The 23,370-nt window shown below is 61.6% G+C and carries 24 protein-coding genes; 11 read left to right on the forward strand and 13 right to left on the reverse strand.

Annotation, left to right across the window (positions count from 1 at the left end; genetic code table 11):
• Positions 1 to 66 precede the first annotated feature (66 nt).
• Positions 67 to 246 (reverse strand): zinc-finger domain-containing protein, encoded by a 180-nt coding sequence (locus WNY61_RS02145; protein WP_007118219.1) that lies wholly within the window; start codon positions 244 to 246, stop codon positions 67 to 69.
• A gap of 166 nt (positions 247 to 412) precedes the next feature.
• Between WNY61_RS02145 and gpmI the strand changes: the two genes are divergently transcribed.
• From gpmI to WNY61_RS02160, 3 genes are read left to right on the forward strand one after another with little or no spacing between them, the layout of a single operon-like run.
• Positions 413 to 1,930, forward strand: coding sequence for a 2,3-bisphosphoglycerate-independent phosphoglycerate mutase (gpmI, locus tag WNY61_RS02150; RefSeq protein ID WP_342849804.1), 1,518 nt, complete (start codon positions 413 to 415; stop codon positions 1,928 to 1,930).
• On the forward strand, positions 1,927 to 3,063 hold the full coding sequence (locus WNY61_RS02155; protein WP_342849805.1) for a peptidoglycan DD-metalloendopeptidase family protein: 1,137 nt from the start codon (positions 1,927 to 1,929) through the stop codon (positions 3,061 to 3,063). Before gpmI ends, WNY61_RS02155 begins: the two co-directional genes overlap by 4 nt.
• A 3-nt stretch (positions 3,064 to 3,066) precedes the next feature.
• A complete protein-coding gene (locus tag WNY61_RS02160) occupies positions 3,067 to 4,404 on the forward strand; it encodes a S41 family peptidase (protein WP_342849806.1) in 1,338 nt (445 codons plus the stop codon).
• Positions 4,405 to 4,498: 94 nt separating this feature from the next.
• Here WNY61_RS02160 and WNY61_RS02165 read toward each other — a convergent pair whose 3' ends face one another.
• The 4 genes from WNY61_RS02165 to ilvD form a co-directional block, all read right to left on the reverse strand.
• A complete protein-coding gene (locus WNY61_RS02165) occupies positions 4,499 to 4,873 on the reverse strand; it encodes a hypothetical protein (RefSeq protein ID WP_342849807.1) in 375 nt (124 codons plus the stop codon).
• A gap of 9 nt (positions 4,874 to 4,882) precedes the next feature.
• Entirely contained in the window at positions 4,883 to 5,656 is a 774-nt protein-coding gene (locus WNY61_RS02170; protein ID WP_342849808.1) for a DUF6478 family protein, read from the reverse strand.
• A 118-nt stretch (positions 5,657 to 5,774) separates the two neighbouring features.
• Positions 5,775 to 6,371 (reverse strand): hypothetical protein, encoded by a 597-nt coding sequence (locus tag WNY61_RS02175; RefSeq protein ID WP_342849809.1) that lies wholly within the window; start codon positions 6,369 to 6,371, stop codon positions 5,775 to 5,777.
• Positions 6,352 to 8,118: a dihydroxy-acid dehydratase gene (gene ilvD, locus WNY61_RS02180; RefSeq protein WP_342849810.1), complete on the reverse strand. Its 1,767-nt coding sequence runs from the start codon at positions 8,116 to 8,118 to the stop codon at positions 6,352 to 6,354. Before ilvD ends, WNY61_RS02175 begins: the two co-directional genes overlap by 20 nt.
• 210 nt (positions 8,119 to 8,328) lie before the next feature.
• Between ilvD and WNY61_RS02185 the strand changes: the two genes are divergently transcribed.
• From WNY61_RS02185 to WNY61_RS02200, 4 genes are all read left to right on the forward strand, one after another.
• Positions 8,329 to 9,228, forward strand: a complete 900-nt coding sequence (locus WNY61_RS02185) for a CPBP family intramembrane glutamic endopeptidase (protein WP_342849811.1) — start codon at positions 8,329 to 8,331, stop codon at positions 9,226 to 9,228.
• Between the two features lie 56 nt (positions 9,229 to 9,284).
• Positions 9,285 to 10,244 carry an acetyl-CoA carboxylase, carboxyltransferase subunit beta gene (gene accD, locus WNY61_RS02190; protein WP_342849812.1) on the forward strand — a complete coding sequence of 320 codons (960 nt, stop codon included), beginning with the start codon at positions 9,285 to 9,287 and terminating at the stop codon, positions 10,242 to 10,244.
• Entirely contained in the window at positions 10,241 to 11,512 is a 1,272-nt protein-coding gene (locus WNY61_RS02195; protein ID WP_342849813.1) for a folylpolyglutamate synthase/dihydrofolate synthase family protein, read from the forward strand. The genes accD and WNY61_RS02195 overlap by 4 nt, the downstream gene beginning before the upstream one ends.
• Before the next feature lie 95 nt (positions 11,513 to 11,607).
• Positions 11,608 to 11,793, forward strand: coding sequence for a hypothetical protein (locus WNY61_RS02200; RefSeq protein ID WP_342849814.1), 186 nt, complete (start codon positions 11,608 to 11,610; stop codon positions 11,791 to 11,793).
• An 18-nt stretch (positions 11,794 to 11,811) separates the two neighbouring features.
• Here WNY61_RS02200 and zapE read toward each other — a convergent pair whose 3' ends face one another.
• From zapE to WNY61_RS02220, 4 genes are all read right to left on the reverse strand, one after another.
• On the reverse strand, positions 11,812 to 12,870 hold the full coding sequence (zapE, locus tag WNY61_RS02205; RefSeq protein ID WP_342849815.1) for a cell division protein ZapE: 1,059 nt from the start codon (positions 12,868 to 12,870) through the stop codon (positions 11,812 to 11,814).
• 84 nt (positions 12,871 to 12,954) lie between these two features.
• Complete coding sequence (locus WNY61_RS02210; RefSeq protein WP_007118206.1) at positions 12,955 to 13,860, reverse strand: LysR family transcriptional regulator; 906 nt, start codon at positions 13,858 to 13,860, stop codon at positions 12,955 to 12,957.
• Positions 13,861 to 14,004: 144 nt separating this feature from the next.
• Positions 14,005 to 14,946 (reverse strand): zinc transporter ZntB, encoded by a 942-nt coding sequence (locus tag WNY61_RS02215; RefSeq protein WP_342849816.1) that lies wholly within the window; start codon positions 14,944 to 14,946, stop codon positions 14,005 to 14,007.
• Between the two features lie 82 nt (positions 14,947 to 15,028).
• On the reverse strand, positions 15,029 to 17,056 hold the full coding sequence (locus tag WNY61_RS02220; RefSeq protein ID WP_342849817.1) for an NADPH-dependent 2,4-dienoyl-CoA reductase: 2,028 nt from the start codon (positions 17,054 to 17,056) through the stop codon (positions 15,029 to 15,031).
• A gap of 181 nt (positions 17,057 to 17,237) precedes the next feature.
• Between WNY61_RS02220 and WNY61_RS02225 the strand changes: the two genes are divergently transcribed.
• Together WNY61_RS02225 and WNY61_RS02230 are read left to right on the forward strand one after the other, a co-directional pair.
• Complete coding sequence (locus tag WNY61_RS02225) at positions 17,238 to 17,720, forward strand: RNA pyrophosphohydrolase (RefSeq protein WP_342849994.1); 483 nt, start codon at positions 17,238 to 17,240, stop codon at positions 17,718 to 17,720.
• Positions 17,717 to 18,199, forward strand: a complete 483-nt coding sequence (locus WNY61_RS02230) for a hypothetical protein (RefSeq protein WP_342849818.1) — start codon at positions 17,717 to 17,719, stop codon at positions 18,197 to 18,199. Before WNY61_RS02225 ends, WNY61_RS02230 begins: the two co-directional genes overlap by 4 nt.
• A 15-nt stretch (positions 18,200 to 18,214) precedes the next feature.
• Here WNY61_RS02230 and WNY61_RS02235 read toward each other — a convergent pair whose 3' ends face one another.
• From WNY61_RS02235 to nth, 3 genes are read right to left on the reverse strand one after another with little or no spacing between them, the layout of a single operon-like run.
• The gene (locus tag WNY61_RS02235) at positions 18,215 to 18,808 is read right to left on the reverse strand and encodes a GNAT family N-acetyltransferase (protein ID WP_342849819.1); all 594 of its coding nucleotides are present in this window, start codon (positions 18,806 to 18,808) and stop codon (positions 18,215 to 18,217) included.
• A complete protein-coding gene (locus WNY61_RS02240; protein WP_342849820.1) occupies positions 18,808 to 19,797 on the reverse strand; it encodes an adenosine kinase in 990 nt (329 codons plus the stop codon). The genes WNY61_RS02235 and WNY61_RS02240 overlap by 1 nt, the downstream gene beginning before the upstream one ends.
• Entirely contained in the window at positions 19,794 to 20,438 is a 645-nt protein-coding gene (gene nth / locus WNY61_RS02245; RefSeq protein WP_342849821.1) for an endonuclease III, read from the reverse strand. The genes WNY61_RS02240 and nth overlap by 4 nt, the downstream gene beginning before the upstream one ends.
• A gap of 111 nt (positions 20,439 to 20,549) precedes the next feature.
• On the opposite strand from nth, the gene WNY61_RS02250 reads away from it, so the two are divergent.
• Positions 20,550 to 21,419 (forward strand): bifunctional helix-turn-helix domain-containing protein/methylated-DNA--[protein]-cysteine S-methyltransferase, encoded by an 870-nt coding sequence (locus WNY61_RS02250; protein ID WP_342849823.1) that lies wholly within the window; start codon positions 20,550 to 20,552, stop codon positions 21,417 to 21,419.
• Positions 21,420 to 21,551: 132 nt separating this feature from the next.
• Complete coding sequence (locus WNY61_RS02255) at positions 21,552 to 22,217, forward strand: OmpA family protein (RefSeq protein ID WP_007118196.1); 666 nt, start codon at positions 21,552 to 21,554, stop codon at positions 22,215 to 22,217.
• 59 nt (positions 22,218 to 22,276) lie between these two features.
• On the opposite strand, the gene WNY61_RS02260 is transcribed toward WNY61_RS02255, so the two are convergent.
• The gene (locus WNY61_RS02260) at positions 22,277 to 23,314 is read right to left on the reverse strand and encodes an FAD-dependent oxidoreductase (protein WP_342849825.1); all 1,038 of its coding nucleotides are present in this window, start codon (positions 23,312 to 23,314) and stop codon (positions 22,277 to 22,279) included.
• Between the last annotated feature and the right edge of the window lie 56 nt (positions 23,315 to 23,370).

Consider the following 23,370-nt stretch of genomic DNA (forward strand, 5'->3'; position numbering starts at 1 on the left):
CGCCAATGCGCCGCGCGGGCAGGTTCGTGCCGTCGGTTCAGGTGTTCAGGTGTAGGTCGGGAAGGCTCAGACTTTGCCTTCGAAATCCGTGTGCACGAATTTGCAATCGCAATAGCCGCATTCGACCCAGCCGCGGTCTTGGGGGATTTGCAGCCAGACGCGCGGATGACCAAGCGCGCCTTCGCTGCCGTCACAGGCCACGCGCCATGTGTTTACGATGCGGGTTTCGGGCGCTGGCAGTGTCATGGGCGGGTCCTTGGATCAGGCGAAAGTTGCCACTCGTTATGACCAAAGCGGGCGCGCGGGGCAAGTGCTCTGCGCGGGAATGGAGGCTTAGTGCACAAAGTGGTTCAAGTGCCAGCCTACAAGGGGTAAAAGGCGCGGAACACTGACAACCGGAGCAAGCAGTCTGATGAGCGCCCCCAAACCTGTCGTATTGTGCATTCTTGACGGCTGGGGCCTCAGCGAGGTGCCGGAGGGCAATGCCCCCTTGCTTGCGAAGACGCCGAATTTTGATCGGATCATGCAGGCGGGCCCAAGCGCCCAGCTGATCACCCATGGCCCTGACGTTGGCCTGCCGCGCGGGCAGATGGGCAACTCCGAGGTCGGCCATACCAATATCGGTGCGGGCCGCGTGGTGGCGATGGATCTGGGGCAGATCGATCTGGCCATTGAGGAAGGCAGCTTTGCTGAGAATGCGCGGCTGCGCGCGTTTATCGCGAAGCTGCAAGAGACGGGTGGCACCGCGCATCTGATGGGCGTCGTCTCGGACGGTGGGGTGCATGGGCATCTGAGCCACATGATCGCCGCGGTGCGTGCCTTGGATGCGGCAGGGGTGCCTGTGGTGATCCACGCGGTGACCGATGGGCGGGATGTGGCACCGTCTTCTGCGCTTAGTTATTTCGAGACGCTGGAAGAGGCGCTGCCAGAGGGCGTAAAAATCGTGTCCGTTACAGGCCGCTATTTTGCGTTGGACCGCGACAACCGTTGGGATCGGGTCGCCAAAGCCTCTGCCGCGATCCTGCGCGGCGAGGGCGGTTCAGCCCCCAACGCCCGCGCGGCGGTTCAATCGGCCTACGACCGAGGCGAAACAGACGAGTTTATCGCCGCAACGGTGATTGACGGTTACAGCGGCGCGGCCACGGGCGACGGGCTTTTTTGCCTTAACTTCCGCGCTGACCGCGCGCGCGAGATCATGGCCGCCCTCGGCGCGCCAGGGTTCGACGCCTATGACACTGGCCCCCGGCCCGACTGGGCAGCGCTGATGGGCATGGCAGAATATTCCAAGGACCACGCCGCCTATATGACGACGATGTATCCCAAGCCCGATATCGTAAATACACTGGGCGATTGGGTGGCGCAGCATGGGCGCCGACAGTTCCGGCTGGCTGAGACCGAAAAGTATCCGCATGTGACCTTCTTCCTCAACGGCGGGGTCGAAATCCCGGCAGAGGGCGAGGACCGCAACATGCCAAAATCGCCCGATGTCGCCACCTATGACCTTCAGCCTGAGATGTCATCGGTCGAGGTGACCGACCAATTCGTGCAGGCAATCGAGGCAGGCTATGATCTGATCGTGGTGAACTATGCCAATCCCGATATGGTCGGCCATACCGGCGACCTGAATGCTGCCATCGCAGCCTGCGAGTCGGTGGACGCGGGGCTGGGTCGGGTACTGACAGCGCTGGAGAAAGCGGGCGGCGCAATGATTGTCACGGCGGACCACGGCAATTGTGAGATGATGATCGACCCTGAAACCGGCGGCGCGCATACCGCGCATACGCTTAATCCCGTACCGGTCGTGGCCGTGGGTGCGCCCGCAGGGGCAGCCCTGTGTGATGGACGGCTGGCCGATCTTGCGCCGACAATTTTGCAACTGATGGGGCTGCCGCAGCCCGATGAAATGACCGGAAAAAGCCTGCTGACATGAAGCATTTCGCCGCGGCTGTTTTATTCTCCTGTTTGCCCCTGATGGCCCACGCTCAGGCCGAAGAGGCCGCCGCAGAGGCGCGTGCCGCGTCGGCAGCGCTTGAGGTGGCTTCGGCCAAGCTCGATCAGGCAGATGGTGCGCGTGACCGGGTGCAGGCGTTGACCGATACCATTCAAGCGTTCGAAGCCGGTTTGGCGGCGATGCGCGCGGGGTTGCGACAGGCGGCGATCAACGAGGCGCAACTCAGCCGCAAGCTACAGGCACGCGAAGGCGAGGTGGCGCAGTTTCTGGGCGTGTTGCAAAGCATCGGCGGTGATCCATCGCCGGTGGTGCTGCTGCACCCCGATGGCCCGATGGGCACCGCCCGCGCGGGGATGCTGCTGGCCGAGCTGACGCCCGCGCTTAACGCCCGCGCCGATGCGCTGCGCCAAGACTACGAAGACATTAAAACGCTGCGGGCGCTGCAAACTGATGCGGCGCAGCGCTTGCAGGAAGGGTTGACCGAGGTGCAAGGCGCCCGGACCGCGCTTAATCAAGCCATGGCAAACCGCACCGATTTGCCCACACGCTTTACCGAAGACCCGGTGCGCACCGCGATCCTCATCGCTTCGACCGAAACGCTTGAGGGCTTTGCCAGCGGTCTCTCGCAGATCACCACCGGAGTGGAGGAGCCCGCCCCTGTGAACCTTGAGGGGCAGGTGGGCGAATTGCCTTTGCCTGCACAGGGCTTGGTGCTGCGCAAGGCGGGAGAGACGGATTCGGCTGGGGTCACCCGGCCCGGTATGATCCTTGCCACCCGCCCCCGCGCCATTGTCACCAGCCCTGCCGCAGCGACGATCCGTTATGTCGGCCCACTGCTTGATCTGGGCAATGTCGTGATCCTTGAGCCGCAGGTTGATACGCTTTTTGTGCTGGCGGGGTTGGATATCGTTTACGGACAGGCCGGGCAGGTCATCGCCGGTGGCACACCCATCGGGTTGATGGGCGGGCCGGAAAGCGGCACAAGTTCTGATATGTCACCAAATGGTGAAGGCACTGGAACTGACCGGACAGAAACGCTCTATATAGAAGTCAGGCAAGACAACACACCTCAGGACCCGGCAGACTGGTTCCGCACCGACAAGGATGGATAGCAGATGAAGAAATTCGTGATGGCAGCCGTTGCAGGCACGGTCGCGGGGGTGGTGGCAACCACTCAGATCGCCGGACCCCTGTTGGCGCAAGAGGCCGAGAAGACCACAAACGTCTATGAACAGCTCGATCTCTTTGGCGATATTTTTGAACGCATCCGCGCGCAATATGTCGAAGATGTCGAACCCGGTGACCTGATCGAAGCCGCGATCAACGGCATGTTGACCTCGCTTGACCCGCATTCGTCATACCTCTCGCCCAAAGACGCTGAGAAGATGCGCGAGCAGACGCGCGGCGAATTTGGCGGTCTGGGCATTGAGGTCACTCAAGAAGAGGGCTTCGTCAAAGTCGTCTCACCCATCGACGAAACACCTGCCGCCGAAGCAGGGATTGAGGCCGGTGATTTCATTACCCACGTTGATGGCGAAAGCCTGCTGGGCCTTGGCCTTGATGACGCGGTTGAGATGATGCGCGGGCCGGTCGGGTCTGAGATCATTATCACCGTAGTCCGCGAAGGTGAGCCCGAGCCCTTTGATGTGTCCATCGTGCGCGACACCATCCAACTGACCGCCGTGCGCGCCCGCACCGTGGGTCAAACCGCCGTGCTGCGTCTGACCACCTTTAACGAGCAGACCTATCCCAAGATGAAAGAAGGTCTGGAGCAGCAGATCGAAGACGCCGGCGGGATCGATGGGATCAACGGCATCGTGATCGACATGCGCAACAACCCTGGTGGCTTGCTTAATCAGGCGATTGCCGTGTCGGACGCCTTCCTTGAAGAAGGGGAGATCGTCAGCACCCGTGGGCGCGACATCGAAGATGGTGACCGTGTGAATGCCACGCCAGGTGATCTGGCGATGGGCAAACCGATCGTGGTGCTGATCAACGGCGGCTCGGCCTCGGCGTCCGAGATCGTTGCCGGTGCGTTGCAGGACCACCGCCGCGCCATCGTCATCGGCACCAAAAGCTTTGGCAAAGGGTCGGTCCAGACGGTTATGCCGCTGCGCGGGGACGGTGCGATGCGCCTGACCACGGCGCGGTATTACACACCGTCGGGCCGGTCGATCCAAGCGCTTGGCGTGTCGCCTGACATCGTCGTGGCCCAACCCCCTGCGGCACCGGAGACTGAGGAAGACGAGGCATTGTCCGCACGTCCCCTCCGCTCTGAAGCTGATCTGCGTGGGCGGTTGAACAATGACAGCCTGACCGACGACCAGATCAAACAGATCGAAGAAGACCGCGAAAAGGCCCGCATTGCGGCTGAACTGCGCGAAGAGGATTATCAACTGGCCTATGCCATCGACATCCTCAAAGGGCTGTCTGCTCTGGGTCCGAACGATTAAATTGCATTAGATTGAATGCGAAAGGCCCCGCTGGTGACAGCGGGGCCTTTTCGTTTCTTAATGTGCTGAAGGTCGCTTCGCGTGTGCTGAAGGCTCACCCCGTTTCGCGGCAATGGCGACGAAATGCTCGTTTCAGCATGTCGAGCTCGGCGCGCAGCAGATCCATCTCAGCGCGGATGTCGTCGCCAAGCGCCTCATCCGCGATCAGGGTTACATGCCCCAGTTGCGCGCCGCTGGTCTGTTCAGTGATGAGCAGCGTTTGCACCCCATCGGCGATCACCTCTGCCGGGATGGGGATCGAGAGGTGCCATTCGCCCGCCGCCTCAGCAGCGGTTAACGTCACCTTAGTGAGTTCAGTGCCTTGGTGTGACACGATAATCTGAGGGGCTTCGGCCCCGTCTTTGGCGGTGAGTACGCCTTGCCAGACGCCTTGGCGCAGCACGGTCTTGGTCAGTACGAAATGGCTCATCGCAGGATCCTAAATCTGGGCACGGGGACGGCGAGAGAAGGTGAGGTCGCGCAGCACGACTTGGTTCATATCCGGCCCCTCAAAGATCAGGTCAATCCATGCCGCCTCGATCCGTTTTTCGTTGAGGTTGGTATAGGCGAGATCAAACTCGATGCTGATGCTCTCCTTGTCGGCGGGCAGTTCGCGGACAATCTGTTCGGTGTTGGGGCCGTGGCGGATGTTGAGGCGGGCAAAAAGCTCTAGCGGCTGTTCCAGCTGCACGATTGTATCCATGCGGATCACATGGCGGCGTTTCAGCCCGGTTACAGCATCATCGGGCAGATTGATCACCAGCGATAGGAATGACCCGTCGAACTTGAACACGTCGAGTTGCAGCCCATAGGGGGCGAGGTCAGCTTCGCGCTGGTTGCGCAATTGGCGCAGGGTCAGTTCCGATTGTTCGCAGTCGTGAAAAAGGGTCACTTCTTCGCCCAGCATCGACTTGGTTTCGACTGCCGAGATGCCCGGCGTGGGCAATGGCCCGCGCCAAAGCTCGGGCCGCCATGCCCAATCGGCGTTATGGGGTTTGGGAAAGCCAGTGGCACCGATCACGGGTAGCGCCAATCGCCCGTCGGCGCGGTGAATCAGCCGGTCCAGATGCGCGCGTAGTAGGCGCGCGCGGTTGCGTTGGCGGCGCAGTGTGGCGAGGTCAGCGGTGGCCGCTTTGCGGGCGGCGCGTGCCCAACGGTGCAGCGCCCGGGCATAAAGCCTGCCCTCCAGATAGCCGCTGCGGAAGTTGATCATGGACCTGCGCCTCTCGTTTTCCCGCAGTCTATGCAAGCCGAAGGTTTCGTTCAAATAAATAGCCCGGCGATTGTTTCCGGGGGCGGGCAGTGTTGCCAAATTGGAAACAGCAGGGCGGTCAGGAACCGGCGCTAAGGCCGTCGCTTTTGGCGCGGCTTTGCTGGATCAAATCAGCCACCAATTCGCGCCCTACTTCCGAAACTGCGCGGCTTTGCGGCGCGCCGTAAAGGGTGACGCTGGCGATGTGGCCGCCGATCCGCGCCGTGCCGCGCCAGTGGCGACCTGACATGCCTTCGGCGGGCACCGGCCCTTGCGCGACGAAAATCGTGGCCCCATCGGGGCTGCTGGTCTCTTGGACCTGCGTCAAACCAGCGGCTTTGGCCACTTGCTGCGGCGTCGGCAGGGCTGCGCCGGATTCGGCTTTGACCAACGCGAGGGTCAGGATGCCACGCGGCGCGGCGGTCACGACATCGGGCAATCCAAGCGCATCGCAGCGGGCCATCAGGGCAAAGCGGCTTTTCAGGCTTTTGCGGTCAATGCAATATCCCTGCGGCGGGACCACCTGCACCGCCCCATCGGCAAGGATGGCTTGGCGCAAAGGTTTCTCTTCCGCCACGGGGCTGCCGCCACGGGAAAAACCCTGACCGCCCTCACAGGCGGACAGGGTCAGCAACGCAAGCGCCGCAAAGGGGCTTTTAGAGGTCCATGTAATCATGGGTCTCGGCCTGAGCGCCCGGATGTGTCACGGCACCAAGGTAAGTGGGACCAACGAGCTTGGCGTATTTCCACAGCGCGCCGCTTTGGTAGTTTGTGGCACGCGGGCCAGCCCAGCCCTTGCGGCGCTCGGCAAGCTCATCATCGCTCAGGTCGACGCTGATGGAACCTTTGATCGCATCAAGGGTGATCATGTCGCCGTTTTTCAGCAGCGCAATCGGTCCGCCATGCGCCGCTTCGGGGCCAACGTGACCCACACAGAAGCCACGTGTCGCGCCGGAGAAACGACCATCGGTGATCAGCGCCACCTTCTTGCCCATGCCTTGACCCGAAAGCGCGGCGGTAGTGGCCAGCATCTCGCGCATGCCGGGGCCGCCTGCGGGGCCTTCGTTGCGAATCACGAAAACGTCGCCTTCGGAATAGGCGCGGTTCTGCACGGCTTCGAAAGCGTCTTGCTCGCATTCAAACACCAGCGCCGGGCCGGTGAAGACGATGTCGTCGTCCGACATGCCCGCGATTTTCACGATGGCACCTTCTGGGGCGAGGTTGCCCTTAAGGCCGACAACGCCGCCGGTTTTGCTGATTGGGTTGGCAACCGAGTGGATCACCTTGCCGTCTGCTTCGCGGGTAACCTGATCGAGCACTTCGCCCATAGAGTAGCCGGTGGCAGTCATGCAGTCTTCGTGGATCAAGCCCGCTTTGCGCAGCTCATTCATCACCACCGGCACGCCGCCCGCATCGTAAAGATCTTTGGCCACATAAGCGCCACCCGGTTTCATATCGACGAAATAGGGTGTGTCGCGGAAGATCTCGCAAACGTCTTCGAGGTAGAACTCGATCCCGGCTTCATGCGCCATGGCGGGCAGGTGCAGGCCCGCGTTGGTCGACCCACCGGTGCAGGCCACGATGCGCGCTGCATTCTCAAAGGCTTCGCGGGTGCAGATGTCGCGCGCGCGGATGTTCTTTTCGATCAGGTTCATCACTGCTGCGCCAGAGGCCTCGGCATAGGCGTCGCGGCTCTCATAGGGCGCGGGCATGCCCGACGAGTTGGGCAGCGCGAGGCCGATCGCCTCGGAGACGCAGGCCATTGTATTGGCGGTGAACTGGCCGCCACAAGCGCCCGCCGATGGGCAAGCCACGCGCTCAAGCACGTCGAGGGCTGCTTGCGACATGGTGCCGTTCTGGAACCGGCCCACGGCTTCGAACATGTCCTGTACAGTCAGATCGCGGCTGGCGAAGTCTTCGGGCACATCGGCACCGGCAGGCGCTTTGCCCGGCAGGATCGACCCACCATAGAGGAAGACCGACGGCACGTTCAGCCGCAGCATTGCCATCATCATCCCCGGCAGCGATTTGTCACAGCCCGCCAGACCCACGATGGCGTCATAGCAGTGGCCGCGCATGGTCAGCTCTACCGTGTCGGCAATTGCTTCGCGCGACGCGAGCGAGGAACGCATGCCCTCGTGGCCCATCGCGATACCATCGGTGACGGTGATCGTGGTGAATTCGCGCGGGGTGCCCTGTTCGGAATGCACACCGATCTTCACGGCCTGCGCCTGACGGCTCAGCGCGATGTTACAGGGCGCAGCTTCGTTCCAGCAGGTGGCGACGCCCACCAGCGGCTGGTGAATCTCTTCTTCGGTCATGCCCATGGCGTAGTAGTAGGACCGGTGCGGCGCGCGGGCCGGGCCTTCGGTCACGTGGCGGCTGGGCAGCCGGGATTTGTCGAAGCGTGGGGTGGTGGACATCGGTGGGCTCCTTGAAACGTCTTGAACGGAATAGAGGGGCGGGGGCGGTGCTGCAAGGCTTTGGCGCGTATGAGGCGGGGGAACTGTTGTATCGCAGCGTGTTAGGGCATAGGTTCTGACCTTCTGGCGCGGTCGTTTAGACCCGCACGCAAGCGTGAAAGCCCGGCAAATAATGTGCAAGAACCACCTCCGATTTGAACTGCGCCTCTCATGAAGTGGCGGCCCGATTACAGCGCCCATGCGGCCTTCGTCGCGCCCGCGCGCGCCTCATCGGCGCTTTGGCGGTTTTTCTTGGGGCTGTTCGTGGCTGTGGTGGCCTATGTCGCGCTGAACGAGCTTTACTTTCAAACGGTCTATGCCTTCGCGGGGCCGGGCGCCACGTCGCTGCATGGGAACCTGCTGAAAGGTGCCACGCCGCAGGCCATGTATCTGTTGCTGTTCAGCTTTGGGACCATGGCGATGGCCGTCGGCGTGACCGTGCGGGTGGTGCATCGGCGAAACGCGAGCAGTCTATTGGGCGTGCCCGGGCGGCTTTGGCCGAGTTTTCGCGCGGTGTCCCTCGCGATGCTGGCCCTTGGGGCGGTGCTACTGATCCTGCCGCCGTGGGACATGGGCGATGAGCTGACGCCGAACCTGCCCTTGAACCGCTGGCTGCTGCTCTTGCCGCTGTCGCTACTGGCCGTACTGGTGCAGGTCAGCGCCGAAGAGATCGTTTTTCGCGGTTATGTGCAGCAGCAACTGGCAGCGCGGTTTAAGTCTCCGCTCATTTGGATGGTACTGCCTTCGGCGCTGTTCGCGCTTGGTCACTACTTGCCTGCCGAGGCAGGGGAGAATGCGCTGATGGTGGCGCTCTGGGCTGGGGTTTTTGGTATCTTGATGGCAGACCTCACCGCGCGCTCCGGCTCGCTGGGCCCTGCCATCGCGGTGCATCTTTGGAACAATGTCTCGGCCATTCTCATTGTCTCTCTGCCGGATGACCTTTCGGGGCTGGCGCTTTATCTTACGCCCTTCTCGATGGACGACGCGGCAGCGTTGCGCACATGGTTGCCGGTGGATTTCGCGCTTATGCTGGTCTCGTGGTTGGCTGCACGGCTGGCGATACGCCGCTGATTGCAATTTCCCCATGCGGGGATTATCTGGGACGGAACCACAGCAGAGGCCTGCCAATGAACTGGATCACAAACTACGTCCGTCCGCGAATCAACTCGATCTTCTCGCGCCGCGAGACACCGGACAACCTGTGGACCAAGTGCAATGAATGCGGCACCATGCTGTTTCACCGCGAACTGTCGGACAATCTGAACGTCTGCACTAACTGCGGCCACCACATGCACATCAGCCCGCGGGAGCGGTTCAAGGCGCTATTTGATGGTGGTATCTTCACCGAAGTGAAGGTGCCCGCGCCGACGCCCGATCCGCTGCATTTCAAAGACCAGAAGCGCTATCCCGACCGGATGAAAGCCGCGCAAAAGCAGACGGGTGAGCATGAGGCCATGTTGGTCGTCACAGGCGAAATGGGCCGCACGCCGATCGTCGCATGTGCGCAGGATTTCTCCTTCATGGGCGGTTCCATGGGCATGTACGTCGGCAATGCGATCATTGCCGCTGCTGAGGAAGCCGTGAAGCTGAAGCGTCCGCTGGTGCTTTTCTCCGCCGCCGGTGGCGCGCGGATGCAGGAAGGTATCCTCAGCCTGATGCAAATGCCGCGCACCACGGTCGCTGTGCAGATGCTGAAAGAGGCCGGGCTGCCCTATATCGTCGTGCTGACCCACCCAACGACGGGCGGTGTCACCGCGTCCTATGCGATGCTGGGCGACGTGCATATCGCTGAGCCGAATGCGCTGATTTGTTTTGCTGGCCCGCGCGTCATCGAGCAAACCATCCGCGAAAAGCTGCCCGAGGGCTTCCAGCGTGCTGAATATCTGCTTGATCATGGCATGCTTGACCGCGTGACCAAGCGGACCGATATGCGTGATGAGTTGATCACCATCACGCGGATGTTGCTGGGGCTGACCCCTGCTGTGCGTGGCGATCTGCCTGCGCCCGGAGAAGTGGAAGTGGCCGAAGCGGCTGCCTCGGTTCAGGCCGCCGCAGACCTGCCCGCCGACACGCCCAAGAAGAAATGAGCACGCCTTCATCGGACGTCATCCTTGACCGGATGATGGCGCTGCATCCCAAGATCATCGACCTGACGCTGGACCGGATGTGGCGGCTGTTGGAGGCGTTGGGCAATCCCCAAAACGACCTGCCGCCGGTGATCCATATTGCGGGCACCAATGGCAAAGGCTCAACCCAAGCGATGATCCGCGCGGGGTTAGAGGCCGCGGGCAAGACGGTGCATGCCTATACCTCGCCGCATTTGGCGCGCTTTCATGAGCGTATCCGGGTGGCCGGAGAGCTGATTTCCGAACCCGATCTGGCCGCTGTGCTGGACGAGTGCCACGCAGCCAACAACGGCGAAGAGATTACCTATTTCGAGATCACCACTTGTGCTGCGATCCTCGCCTTTTCGCGCAGCAAAGCAGATTTCACGCTGTTGGAAGTGGGGCTCGGCGGGCGTTTGGATGCAACCAATGTAATTGATCCGGTATTGACGGTGATCACGCCTGTTTCGGTCGATCACCAGCAGTATCTGGGCGAAACACTGGCGGAGATTGCAGGCGAGAAGGCCGGGATCATCAAGCGCCTTGTGCCCTGTGTGGTTGGCCCACAGGAAGAGGCCGCGCTTGGGGTTATCGAAGACCGCGCCGCAAAACTCGGCGCGCCGCTGTTGGCTTACGGGCAGCAATGGCACGTCGGGCCAGAGGCCGGGCGGATGGTTTATCAAGATGAGACCGGTCTGCTCGATCTGCCGCGCCCCAACCTGCTGGGCGATCACCAAATCATGAACGCAGGCGCAGCACTGGCGGCGCTACGGCATCTCGGCCTCGGGGCAGAGGCCTGTGAGGCCGCCGTGACGCAGGCGCAATGGCCCGCGCGGATGCAGCGGCTGTCGGATGGGCCGTTGGCACGCAAAGCGCCCGAGGGAGAGCTTTGGCTGGATGGCGGACACAATCCCGCAGCAGGGCAGGCCTTGGCTGCGGCGTTGGCTGCGATGCCCAAGCGCCCGACGCATCTGATCTGTGGGATGCTGAACACCAAAGACATCGCAGGATACCTGCGCCCCTTGGCCGCCGAGGCCGCAAGCCTCACCGCCGTTTCCATCCCCGGAGAGGCGGCAACTTTGCCCGCCCAAGCGACGGCGAACGCGGCGCGAGAGGTGGGTTTTAAGGCCGCCGAAGCCGGGAGCGTTAATGCCGCTCTGGACACAATTATCGCCCGCGAACCCCATGCGCGTGTGTTGATCTGTGGCTCACTCTACCTTGCCGGTAGCGTGTTGCGGGAAAGCGTCTAGTTAACCATATTTGGGTGCCCCGCTGCTGTGCGGTGCAGATGTGGTGTACCTTGGTCTGAGGAAGTCTCTCCTTTCGAATTTGACCGAGGTGTCCCATGCGCAATTTTATCCAACCGGCGCGTCACGATCAGGACGATGCACGGAAATATCAATTTATCTTCATGGCCATAGGTGTCGCGATTATCGCCGGCGGCCTGTGGTGGCTTTATGAGGTTGAGCGGCCTTATCACCCTATTTTGCAGGGCAATGACCTGCATATGCAGGCGATCAGCGATTCCTGATCTGGTGATGGCGGGCGGTTAGCGCCCCCATTCGTCGCTTTGCATTTCGCGCAGTCGTGAGGCGGTACGCTCAAATTCGAAGGTGCCTTCGCCTTCTAGGTAGAGCATTTCAGGCGCGGCAGCGGCGGAACAGATCAGCCGGACTTTCGCCTCATAAAGCGCATCAATCAGGGTGACGAAACGCTTTGCCTCGTTAAAGTTTGATCGGCCAAGGCTGGGAATGTTGTCCAGCAGCAGCACCCGCACGTTTTGCGCCAGCGCAAGGTAATCCGCAGCGCCCAAGGGCCTGCCGCAGAGCGCATGGAACCCCGCGCGGGCCATGCCGTTGTGAAACGCAGGGATCACCACTTCGCGGCCCTTTACATGCAACGTCAGCGGCTCGCCTTTGGTACCTGCCAGATCGTCCCAAACCGCATCCATTGCAGCGCGGCTTTCGGCGTTCACCGGGGTGAAATAAACCTGCGAGCCCGCAAGTCGATCTTGGCGGTAGTCAGTCGGGCTAACCAATTCATGCACCACCATCTGCTCCTTGATTTGTTCAATGAAGGGCACAAAGACTTCGCGGTTGATGCCGTTTTTATACAAGTCATCAGGCAGGCGGTTTGAGGTGGTCACGACCACGACGCCCGCAGCAAACAGCGCCTCAAACAGGCGGCCCACGATCATTGCGTCGGTAATGTCGGTGATCTGCATCTCGTCGAAGGCCAGCAGCCGCACGTCGTCGGCCACATCGCGGGCCACCGGGGCGATGGCATCGTCCACGCCGGTCTTGCGCACTTCGTGCATGGCGTTGTGGATTTCTTGCATGAAAGCGTGAAAATGCACCCGCCGCGCCGGGATATCAGGTAGATGCGCCACGAACATATCCATCAGCATCGACTTGCCGCGCCCAACGCCACCCCAGAGGTACAGCCCCTTGGGCGGTTCAGCCGCTTTTCGAAATAGGCTTTTCTTGACGGGTTTGGCGAGCGCATCGCGGATGCGGTCAAACTCCTCCATCACCGCCTCTTGGGCCGGATCGGATTGCAGTTTGCCCTCGGCAACAAGCTGGGCGTAGGTGTCACGCATATTGTTCATGGCGGGACAGATAGCGCGCTGCTGCGGAATAGAAAAGCGGCCCTCGTGTGGGGGCCGCTTGTTCGGTGTGTTTTGTTTTGCCGCTTACCAGACGGTCGGACCTTTCTCAGCAAACTCATGCACCAAAAAGTCGATAAAGGCGCGGACCTTGGGCTGGGTGAAGCGCCCCGGAGGGTAGACGGCATAGATGCCTTGGGTTTCCAGCGGCAGTTCGGGGATCGCGTCTTCGACCAGCCCTTTTTCCATCGCGTCAGCGTAGAGGAAGCTTGGCAAGTAGGCGATGCCCAGCCCCGAGATGGCGGCATTGAGCAGGCTTTGCCCGTCGTTCACCGACAGCCACCCTGCAGTTCGCACCTGACGCTTCTCACCCGAGGGGGCAGTCAGTTTCCAGACATTGCCCGACGATTGGTTCGAGTAATGCAACAGCTTGTGATTGTTCAGATCATCGATCTTTTCTGGCCGTCCGTATTGTTCGAAATACTTGGGGCTGGCGATCATGCGTTTGGTCGTCTCGGTCAACTTGCGGGCGCGCAGGGTGCTGTCTTCCAGCTCTCCGATGCGCACGGCCATGTCGAAACCTTCTGAGATCAGTTCAACATAGCGGTTGTTGAGGACCATGTTCACCGTGATGTCGGGGAAGTCCGAAAGGAACTCCGACAGCGCAGGGGACAGATGATTCACACCAAAATCCGTCGCCACCGAGATGCGCAGCAGGCCCGAGGGCGCCGATTGCATCGACGTTACCAGCGCATCGGCTTCGCCTGCATCATTCAAGACCCGGCGGGCACGGTCGTAGTAGGCAAGGCCGATCTCCGTGGGCGATACGCGCCGGGTGGTGCGGTTCAACAGACGCGCCCCGAGGCGGGCTTCGAGTGACGATACATGTTTCGAGACAGCGGATTTCGAAATCCCCATCTTCTTGGCGGCATCGGTAAAACCACCCTGATCCACTACTGTGGCAAACGCTTCCATTTCCGTAAGGCGGTCCATTGCCTGTCCCTTCGCATTAATCTTGTTGGGATCAGATATGGGCGGCAATTCGGGCAGGAACGGGGCAGAGGCAAGACAGTCTCATGGTCTTTGCAGGGATCGTTCATGGCATGGAAACGGCGGAACAGTCTGTTTCCGAGGGGGTCAGAGCCAGCGCAGCCACTTTAAGACAGCCAACATGATCGCGGCGAGCCCAACCATGGCAAGGCAGAGGATCGCAAAGGCGCGCGGGTCATCCACGCCCGGCATCCCGCCCACGTTCACGCCGAAAAGCCCGGTCAGAAACCCCAATGGCAGAAAGACCGCAGCGGCGATGGACAGGACATAACCGTGCCGCGCTTGGCGTTGGGCGACTTGGTTGTCGTGTTCGTCTTGTACAGTGACAATGCGCTCTTGCAGGGCTTCCAACTCCTCCACCACAATGGCGGTCCGGTTGGCCAGTTCACGCAGCTTCATCGAATCGACATCCGGCACCAGCGGCAAGTCCAACTGCGCCAGCCGCTCCAACGCACTGCGCTGCGGGGAGAGGTAGCGTTCCAGTTTGATCGTGCTGCGGCGCGTAACGGGCAGGTCTTTTGGGGGCAGGGTGCTGAGGTCTTCGAGGTCTGTTTCATAGAACGCCGTGCGATCGGCAAGCCGCGCGACCTCGGTCTGGACCCGCGCGGTCAACCTTGAGACCAGCGCTTCAAGAAAGGCCGACGGCTGGTGCGGGGCATTGTTCTGGGTGGCCAGTGTACGCAGCTCATCAATGGCGAAGACCCGGCGCATCCGTACGGTGATGACCACAGCATCCGTCACCCACATGCGGATCGAGACCATTTGATCGGCCTGTTGTCCTTCGTTCAGGTTGATGCCGCGCAGGTTCAGGATCAGCCCGTCTTCGTACTCATCGCAGCGCGGGCGGGTTTCAGGTTGCAGCAACGCGCCCGCGGGGATCGCGGGCAGATGTGTGGCAACCCACGGCGCCAGCGCCGGGTCGGACAGGTCATAATGCCACCAACGGTAGCGCCCCGGCCCGGTCAGGCCGTCGTCTTCGGGCACCTGCGCGGTGCCGTCGTTATATATGTCGAAGACGCAGATGGGCATAGTCACCTATGGGCAGGTCAAAGCAGTGCGGCGATTTAGCGGATTGCGCGCGCCGGGTGCAAGGGCGCGCGCAACAGGGGGGTCAAAGCGCGGCGGCCAGACGCGTACCTTGGTTGATCGCGCGTTTCGCGTCCAACTCTGCTGCGACATCCGCGCCGCCGATCACGTGACAGGTGACACCGCGCGCTTCCAGCGTGTCGGCAAGACTGCGGTCAGAGAGCTGCCCGGCGCAGAGCACGATGGTGTCTGCTTCGATCAGCGTGGGCTTCTCCCGCGCTTCGCCGAAAGAGATATGTAGCCCGGAAACGTCGATCTTTTCGTAGTTCACCCCGGCGATCATCTGCACGTTGCGCATGGTCAGCGAAGCGCGGTGGATCCAGCCTGTCGTTTTGCCCAAGCCTTTGCCGGGTTTGCTGGTCTTGCGCTGCAGCATGGTGATCTGCCGCGCAGGGGCGGGGGGCTGTGGCCCTTCGGGGGCCAGCCCGCTGCGATGCTCGCCCGGATCGGTGACGCCCCATTCGCGCATCCATTCAGGCAGGTTCAGCGTGCTGCTTTCGCCGTCATGGACAAGGTGTTCGGACACGTCAAAACCGATCCCGCCCGCGCCGATCACAGCGACACGCTGGCCGACCTCTGCCGTGCCGTTCAGCACGTCGATATAGCTGACGACATTGCTGCCGTCCTGACCGGGGATTTGCGGGTCACGCGGCACAACGCCCGTGGCAATGATGACCTCGTCAAAGCTGCTCAACGCATCAGCGGTGGCTTCAGTCTCTAGCTGCACGGTCACATCGTGGACCTTGAGCATGGTGCGATACCAATCGACCAAGCCCCAAAACTCCTCTTTCCCGGCGACCTGTTTGGCGAGGTTAAGTTGCCCGCCGATTTCACGCGCGCGGTCTATCAGGGTTACATCATGGCCGCGCTCTGCGGCGGTAATTGCGGCGGACAGGCCTGCTGGGCCCGCGCCGACGACTGCGACGGTTTTCGCCGCCGCTACCGGTTCGATCCGCAGTTCCGTTTCATAGCAAGCGCGTGGATTAACGAGGCAAGTAGAAATTTTGCCGCCAAAGGTGTGATCCAGGCAGGCTTGGTTGCAGGCGATGCAGGGGGCGATCTGGTCGGCCTTGCCCGCCTTGGCCTTGGCAAGGAAATCGGCGTCTGCCAACATCGGGCGGGCGAGGGACACCATATCGGCGCAGCCCGACGCCAACACCTCTTCGGCCACCTCAGGCGTGTTGATGCGGTTCGAGGTGATCAGCGGGATGCCGACCTTACCCATCAGCTTTTTCGTCACCCAAGCAAAGGCCGCGCGGGGAACAGAGGTGGCAATCGTCGGGATGCGCGCCTCGTGCCAGCCGATGCCGGTGTTGATGATCGTGGCCCCGGCTTTTTCGATCTCCTGCGCCAGTTGCACGACCTCCTTAAAGGTCGAGCCGTTGGGGATCAGGTCAATCATCGACAAACGGTAGATCAGGATGAAATCTTCGCCCACCGTCTCGCGCACGCGGCGCACCACTTCGATCGGCAGGCGCATCCGGTTTTCATAAGACCCGCCCCAGCGGTCCTCGCGTTTGTTGGTGTGCGTGACGAGGAACTGGTTCAGGAAATACCCCTCTGACCCCATGATCTCGACCCCGTCATAGCCTGCCTCACGCGCGCGCAGGGCGCAGGCGGCGATGTCGGCAATCTGCTTCTCGATGCCTTCCTCGTCCAACTCTTTAGGCGCGAACATCGAGATCGGGGATTTTATCGCGCTCGGGGCCACGCAATCAGGTGAGAATGCATAGCGGCCCGCGTGCAGGATTTGCATGGCGATCTTGCCACCCGCCTCATGCACGCGCTGCGTGATAATGCTGTGGTTGTCCACGTCCTTTTGGCTGACCATCATCGCAGCACCATGGGCGACCGAGCCTTCGGGGTTCGGCCCAATGCCGCCCGTCACCATCAGCCCCACATCGCCCCGTGCGCGGGTGGCGTAGAACTCTGCCACGCGGTTCCAGTCCTGCGTCTCTTCCAGCCCAGTGTGCATCGACCCCATCAGCAGCCTATTCTTCAGTGTGGTAAAACCAAGATCAAGCGGGGCAAGCAGGCGGGGGTAGTCGGACATGGCTTTACCTTTCTGGGTGGGCTGGGTCACTTTGACACCATCGGAAATGGCAGGGCAAGTCACGCGAAACGCCGCGTCAACGATGCCGCTGCCGAAACGTAAGAACGGCGATGTGACCGCTTTGAGCCTTGCCATGATCGTGCTACCTCCCGCGGGAACGCCACTCAGGAGACTTGCCACCATGACCCCCGAAGAGATTGCCAAACTGCCCTACCGCCCTTGTGTCGGCGTGATGTTGGTGAATGCCGATGGCGAAGTCTTTGTCGGCCAGCGGCGCGACCGGGATCAGGATGCGTGGCAGATGCCCCAAGGCGGCGTGGATAAGGGAGAGGCCGCGCGTGATGCGGCCCTGCGCGAGTTGGAGGAAGAGACCGGCATCCCCCGCGATCTGGTAGAGGTCGAGGCCGAGACGACAAGCTGGTTGCCCTACGACCTGCCGCGTGAACTGGTGCCCAACATCTGGAAGGGACGGTATAGGGGTCAGGAACAGAAATGGTTCCTGATGCGTTTTCTAGGGAAGGACGCTCAGGTGAATATTGCCACCGCTGAGCCTGAGTTCTCTGAATGGTGCTGGATGCCCGCAGATCAGCTGGTTGCGAACATCGTACCGTTCAAACGCGCGGTCTATGCGGCGGTTCTTAAAGAGTTTGAGGAGAAGTTATGATACGGACCATTGCCTGCGCTCTCGCCACCATGGCCCCGCTGCCCGCACTTGCGCTTAGTTGTCTGCCTCATTCGGTTGAGGCAACATATCAACGCGCGGCCAAGGCCGAAGAGAGCTACGTCGTGGTGCAGGGGCGTTTGACCTTTGATGCAAGCCTCTTGCCAAAGACCGGCAAAGTTGGAAGCAACCCGCCCGAAGAGACACCGCTCCGGGCGCAAATCAGCGGCAAGGCGCTATCAGAAGGGGGCTTTGACGTACCCTTTGAACAGCCGTTGATGCTGAATGTTCTGTGCTACGGCCCTTGGTGCGGCTCTGCCGAAGAAGGCGACGTGCTGGCCTTTCTCGAACGCGGTGCCGATGGCGCCTATATGCTTGAGAGCAACCCTTGCGGCGGCGACCTCTTTGGATCGCCCAAGCCCGCAATGGTCGACAAGGTGATCGCGTGTTTCCAAGGGGCGGACTGCACGCCGGTTCGCTGAACCGGCGGCAGCGGTTTAGGCGTCAATCAAAGGAATCTGCGGCGCAGCACTGCGCGGCAGCAGGCCGGTCAGGCGCGGATCATCGTCAATCTCGACCTGACGGCAAAAGGGGGTGAACCCCGAGCGCACGTAGAAGCCAAGCGCCTGCGGGCTGTCATTGGTGCAGGTGTGCAGATGCAGCCGGGTGATCGGCTTTTCCCATGCCAGCGTAATCGCTTGGTTCATCAGATACCGGCCCAACCCAGTGCCAATCAGCGCAGAGGTCAGCCCGAAATAGGCCAATTCGCAGGTGCCGTCTTTCTGGAAGTTTAGCTCCAGCAGAGCCTCGTCCTTGCCATCGCGGGTCAGCGTGTAGAAGTCCCGCGCAGGGTCTTGCAAAAGCGCGGTGAGGGCCGCGTCATATAGCTTTAGTCGCCCATACCACAGCCAATCCGTTCCCACCCGGCGAAAGATATCACGGAACCAGTCGAGCGATGGGGTGACCTGCCGAAAGGTAACACCTTCGGGCAAGGGCACCTCGCGAAGGGCGGGTTTGGCGCGCATCTCAAGATGGGTCACCACCACGGCCAGATTGCCCGAAGCGACATCGTGAAAGCCGCTATCGATCATCAGACCAAGCCTTCGGCTTTGAACAGGGCCATGATGTCAGTCTGGGGGCGGGGGCCGATATGCCGGATGACTTCGCCCGCGCAGATGTTGCCCATGCGCCCACAGGTTTCCAGATCGCGGCCCGTGGCGAGGCCATAGAGGAACCCTGCCGCGAATTGATCGCCTGCGCCAGTGGCATCGACTGGCACGACTTTCTCGACTGGCACATCGACACGCTCTTCGCCGCGGATCAGCGTAACCCCGTCGCCCGAACGGGTGCAGACCACCAGCGGGCAAATCTCGGCGGTCTTGGCCAATGCCACTTCGGTATCGTCTGTTTCCCACAGGGCGCGGATTTCGGCCTCATTGCCGATGACATAGCCCAGATCATTTTCGATCAGATCAAGAAAGTCGTCCCGGTGGCGTTCGACGCAGAAGGGATCGGAAATAGCGATGCCCGCCATGCCGCCGCCCGCTGTCGCTGCCCGCGCGGCCTCACGGAAGGCGGTTTTGCCGGCGTCATGGTCAAAGAGATATCCTTCGAGGAACATCAGCTTGGCTTTGGAGGTCACCGACTGCGGCACATCGTCTGAGGTGAGCCCGGTGGAGATGCCAAGATAAGTATTCAGCGAGCGCTCCCCATCGGGCGTGACAAAGATCATGCAGCGCGAGGTCGGGTTTTCGCCCTCGGCTACTGGGGCATTCACGAAATCGATACCGATGTCGGTCATCGCTTTGGCATAGAACTGGCCCAACTCATCATCACGTACCCGGCCAATGAACGCAGTCTTCAGCCCCAGCGCGCCCGCGCCTGCGACAGTATTGGCGACCGATCCGCCGGGGGTCTGCAAACGGTCCTGCATCGCGGCATAAAGGTCTTCGGCGCGGTCACGTTCAATCAACTGCATGATGCCTTTTTCGATACCGTTGCCGGTAAGGAATGCGTCATCAGCATGGGAGATCACGTCGACGACGGCGTTGCCGATGCCTACCACTTCGTATTGGGTCATTCTGTCTTGTCCTCGTATTGGCACAGGTCTCGGATGATACAGGTGCGGCACAGCGGTTTGCGTGCCTTGCAATGATAGCGGCCATGCAGGATCAGCCAGTGATGGGCATGGCGCTGAAAATCAGCGGGGATGTTGTCCTCAACGGCGCGCTCAACCGCGTCCACCGTTTTACCCGGCGCAATGCCGGTGCGGTTGCCAACGCGGAAGATATGGGTGTCGACGGCCTGTGCGGGTTGTTCCCACCACATGTTGAGTACGACATTCGCCGTCTTACGGCCCACCCCCGGCAGCGATTGCAGTGCCGCGCGGGAATTGGGAACTTCACCGCCATACTCATCGACGAGAATTTGGCTCAGCTTGATGACGTTCTTGGCCTTCTGACGGTAAAGGCCGATGGTCTTGATGTGGTCGATCACGCCATCAAGCCCCAAGTCGAGCATCTTTTGCGGCGTATCGGCAATCTTGAACAACGCGCGGGTGGCCTTGTTCACACCTGCGTCGGTCGATTGCGCGCTCAGCGCCACGGCGACCACTAGCGTATAGACGTTCACATGCTCCAGCTCGCCCTTGGGCTCAGGCTCGGCCTGCTGAAAGCGTGCGAATATCTCGCGGATGGTATGGTAATCGAGTTGGCGGGCCATGGGCGTGGGTATGCGATGAATGAAGCGGCAGGGCAAGCAGGGGCGGGGCCTGCTTTACGTTGGCGCAAGAAACGGGTCGCGCGGGGGCAGGGGTGCGCGTATCTTCACGCCATGACACAGTTCACAGACATATCCCCCGCACCCGAAGATCAGGGCTACCACTATCAGGTGATGCGCCGTGCCATCGCCCTGATTGATGAGGCCGAAGACCCCAAGCAACTGGACTGGATCGCGGGCGAGATGGGCATGTCTGCGGCGCATTTCCAGCGGCTTTTTTCGCGCTGGGTTGGCGTTTCGCCCAAGCGTTACCAGCAATATCTGATGCTGGATCAGGCCAAGCTGATGCTGCGCGATCATTTCACGACGTTGGCTGCGGCGCATGAGTTGGGCCTGTCGGGCAGTGGGCGGTTGCATGACCTGTTCCTGCGCTGGGAGGCGATGAGCCCCGGCGAGTTCGCCCGCAAAGGCGCAGGGCTTACGATCTATTGGGGGTGGTTTAACAGCCCCTTTGGCCCAACGCTGGTGATGGGCACCGATAAAGGCATCTGCGGTTTGGCGCTCTCCTCCGAAGTGGGAGAGGACGCGGCGATGGACGATCTTTGCAGTCGTTGGCCCTTGGCCGATTTCGTCGAAGCGCCAGACAGGCTGCGCGCATGGGTCGACACGGCCTTTGGAATGCAAAAAGACCCTGACGCCAAAGCGCCGTTGTACCTCATCGGCGCGCCGTTTCAGATCAAGGTCTGGGAGGCGCTGCTGAGCATCCCTTCGGGGCAGGTCACCACCTATTCCGAGATCGCCGAGACGATCGGCAGCCCGCGCGCCGTGCGTGCTGTCGGTACAGCAGTGGGCCGCAATCCGGTAAGTTGGTTGATCCCTTGCCACCGCGCGTTGCGCAAGAGTGGTGGCTTGGGCGGATACCACTGGGGTCTTCCGGTGAAGCGCGCCATGCTAGCCTTTGAAGCCGCGCGGGCAGAGGCGTAAATCGCGCGACCTGGGCGAGTTTTTGCCGAATGTCAGTTATATGTAATGTTCGCGGGAACCTTGAGCGACTATATAGCGTTCACGTTCAGATGCCCCGCCCGAACGGGGCCCGCAAACATGAAGGCAGTAGACATGATTTCTTCGAAGATGACTTTGGCCGCCGCTCTGGCCGGCGCGATGACACTGGGTGCGTGTACGCAGCCACTGCAGCCCGGCAACGGCGATCCGAACCAGCGGACCAAAAACGGCGCTTTGATCGGTGCGGGCGTCGGGGCCCTTGCCGGTGCGCTGTCGAAAGGCGACGGCAACCGTACCGAAGCGGCCGTGAAGGGCGCATTGGTCGGTGGCGCGATCGGCGCAGGCGTTGGTTACTCGCTCGACAAACAAGAGGCCGAGCTGCGCGCCGCGATGGACAGCCGTGTGGTGATCACCAACACCGGCGACCGTCTGATCGTAACCCTGCCGCAGGACATCTTGTTCGCGACAGACAGCACGAGCGTTGCCCCTGGTCTGCGTGACGATCTGGCCGCATTGGCGCAGAACGTGAACATCTACCAGAACTCCACTCTGCAGGTTGTTGGCCACACCGACAGCGACGGCGAAGCGGCGTATAACCAGCAGCTTTCTGAGCGCCGGGCGCAGGCCGTGGGTAACATCCTGCTGTCTAACGGCGTGCCGCAGCAGCGTTTGCAGACATTTGGCCGTGGCGAAAGCCAGCCGGTAGCGAGCAACCTGAGTGCTGCAGGTAAGTCGCAGAACCGCCGGGTCGAGATCGTGATCCTGCCCAACGCGCGCTAAGCTACGGCGCTTTGGAAATGACAGTGAACCCCGGCCAGTGGCCGGGGTTTTTCGTTGCCTCAAAGGTTATCGCTCACCCGGAACCCTTCGGGGATCGTGTCGCGCCCTTCGAGCAGCAGATCGGCCATCACCTGCGCCACTTTGGGTGCCATGCCGAAACCGATCTTAAAGCCACCATTCGCGATATAGTGCCCCGGATTGCCCGGCCATGCGCCCAACATTGGCGCACGGCTGCGGCTGCGGGGGCGCAACCCGGCCCAGCGTTCGATCACCGGCGCGTTTTGCAAGGCAGGCACAGCCGCACGGGCGCGGGCGATTACCGCATCTAACTGCGCATCGGTGCTGTCGGGGCTGTCATAGTCTCGCTCGGTTGTGCCGCCTACGGCCACCGTGCCGTCCAGATGCGGGATGACATGCACCCCATCGGCAAAGAGTTGCGCCGCGCCGCCTTGGTCTAATTGCAACAGCGCGGCTTGCCCCTTGATGCCTGCGCCAACCAGACGCGGGTGATTTTTGTTGAGCGCCTCCAGCCCGGCCACGCCCGTGGCCCAAATGACTTTGCCTTGATCCGGGGCTTCGCTGATAATCTCAACGCCCTTCGCCGCCAGTGCTGCGACCAGTGCGTTGCAGCCGTGGCGCGGGTGGACGAGTGCACTCAGCGTGTCGCGGATCAGCCAGCCGGTGGGGCTTGCGGGGGCCCAAGCGTCCTCCTCGGCACGGATAACCTCCCACTGCGCGCGTCCTTGCCAAAGCGCCGCCGCCGTGGCTTCCCGCTGACGGGCGAGGGCCAGCGCCGCTTCATCCGCGACAGGCTGCAGGCGCCCGCTGCGGATATACCCCGGCGCGACGCCTCCTGTGGCCGTTACCTCGTCCCAAAACGCCTCAGCGCTGAGCAAACTTTCAAGCTGAAACGCTTTCTTGGCGTTCCAATTCTCTGGCACATGCGGGGCAAGCGCGCCGACGATCCCGCCCGACGCGCCTGCCGCCGGCCCGGCAGGGTCCACCACCTGCACCGACGCACCGCGCAGCGCGCAAGCCCAAGCCATCGACAAGCCGAAAATCCCGGCCCCTCTTACGGTTACATCCACCATTGCCATTCCCCGCCAGCTTGCGCAGTGTCTGCGCGACTTCACTCCCCCTCTAACAGGACGTA

This window comes from Sulfitobacter sp. AS92, assembly GCF_038900015.1.
Classification (GTDB): Bacteria; Pseudomonadota; Alphaproteobacteria; order Rhodobacterales; family Rhodobacteraceae; genus Sulfitobacter.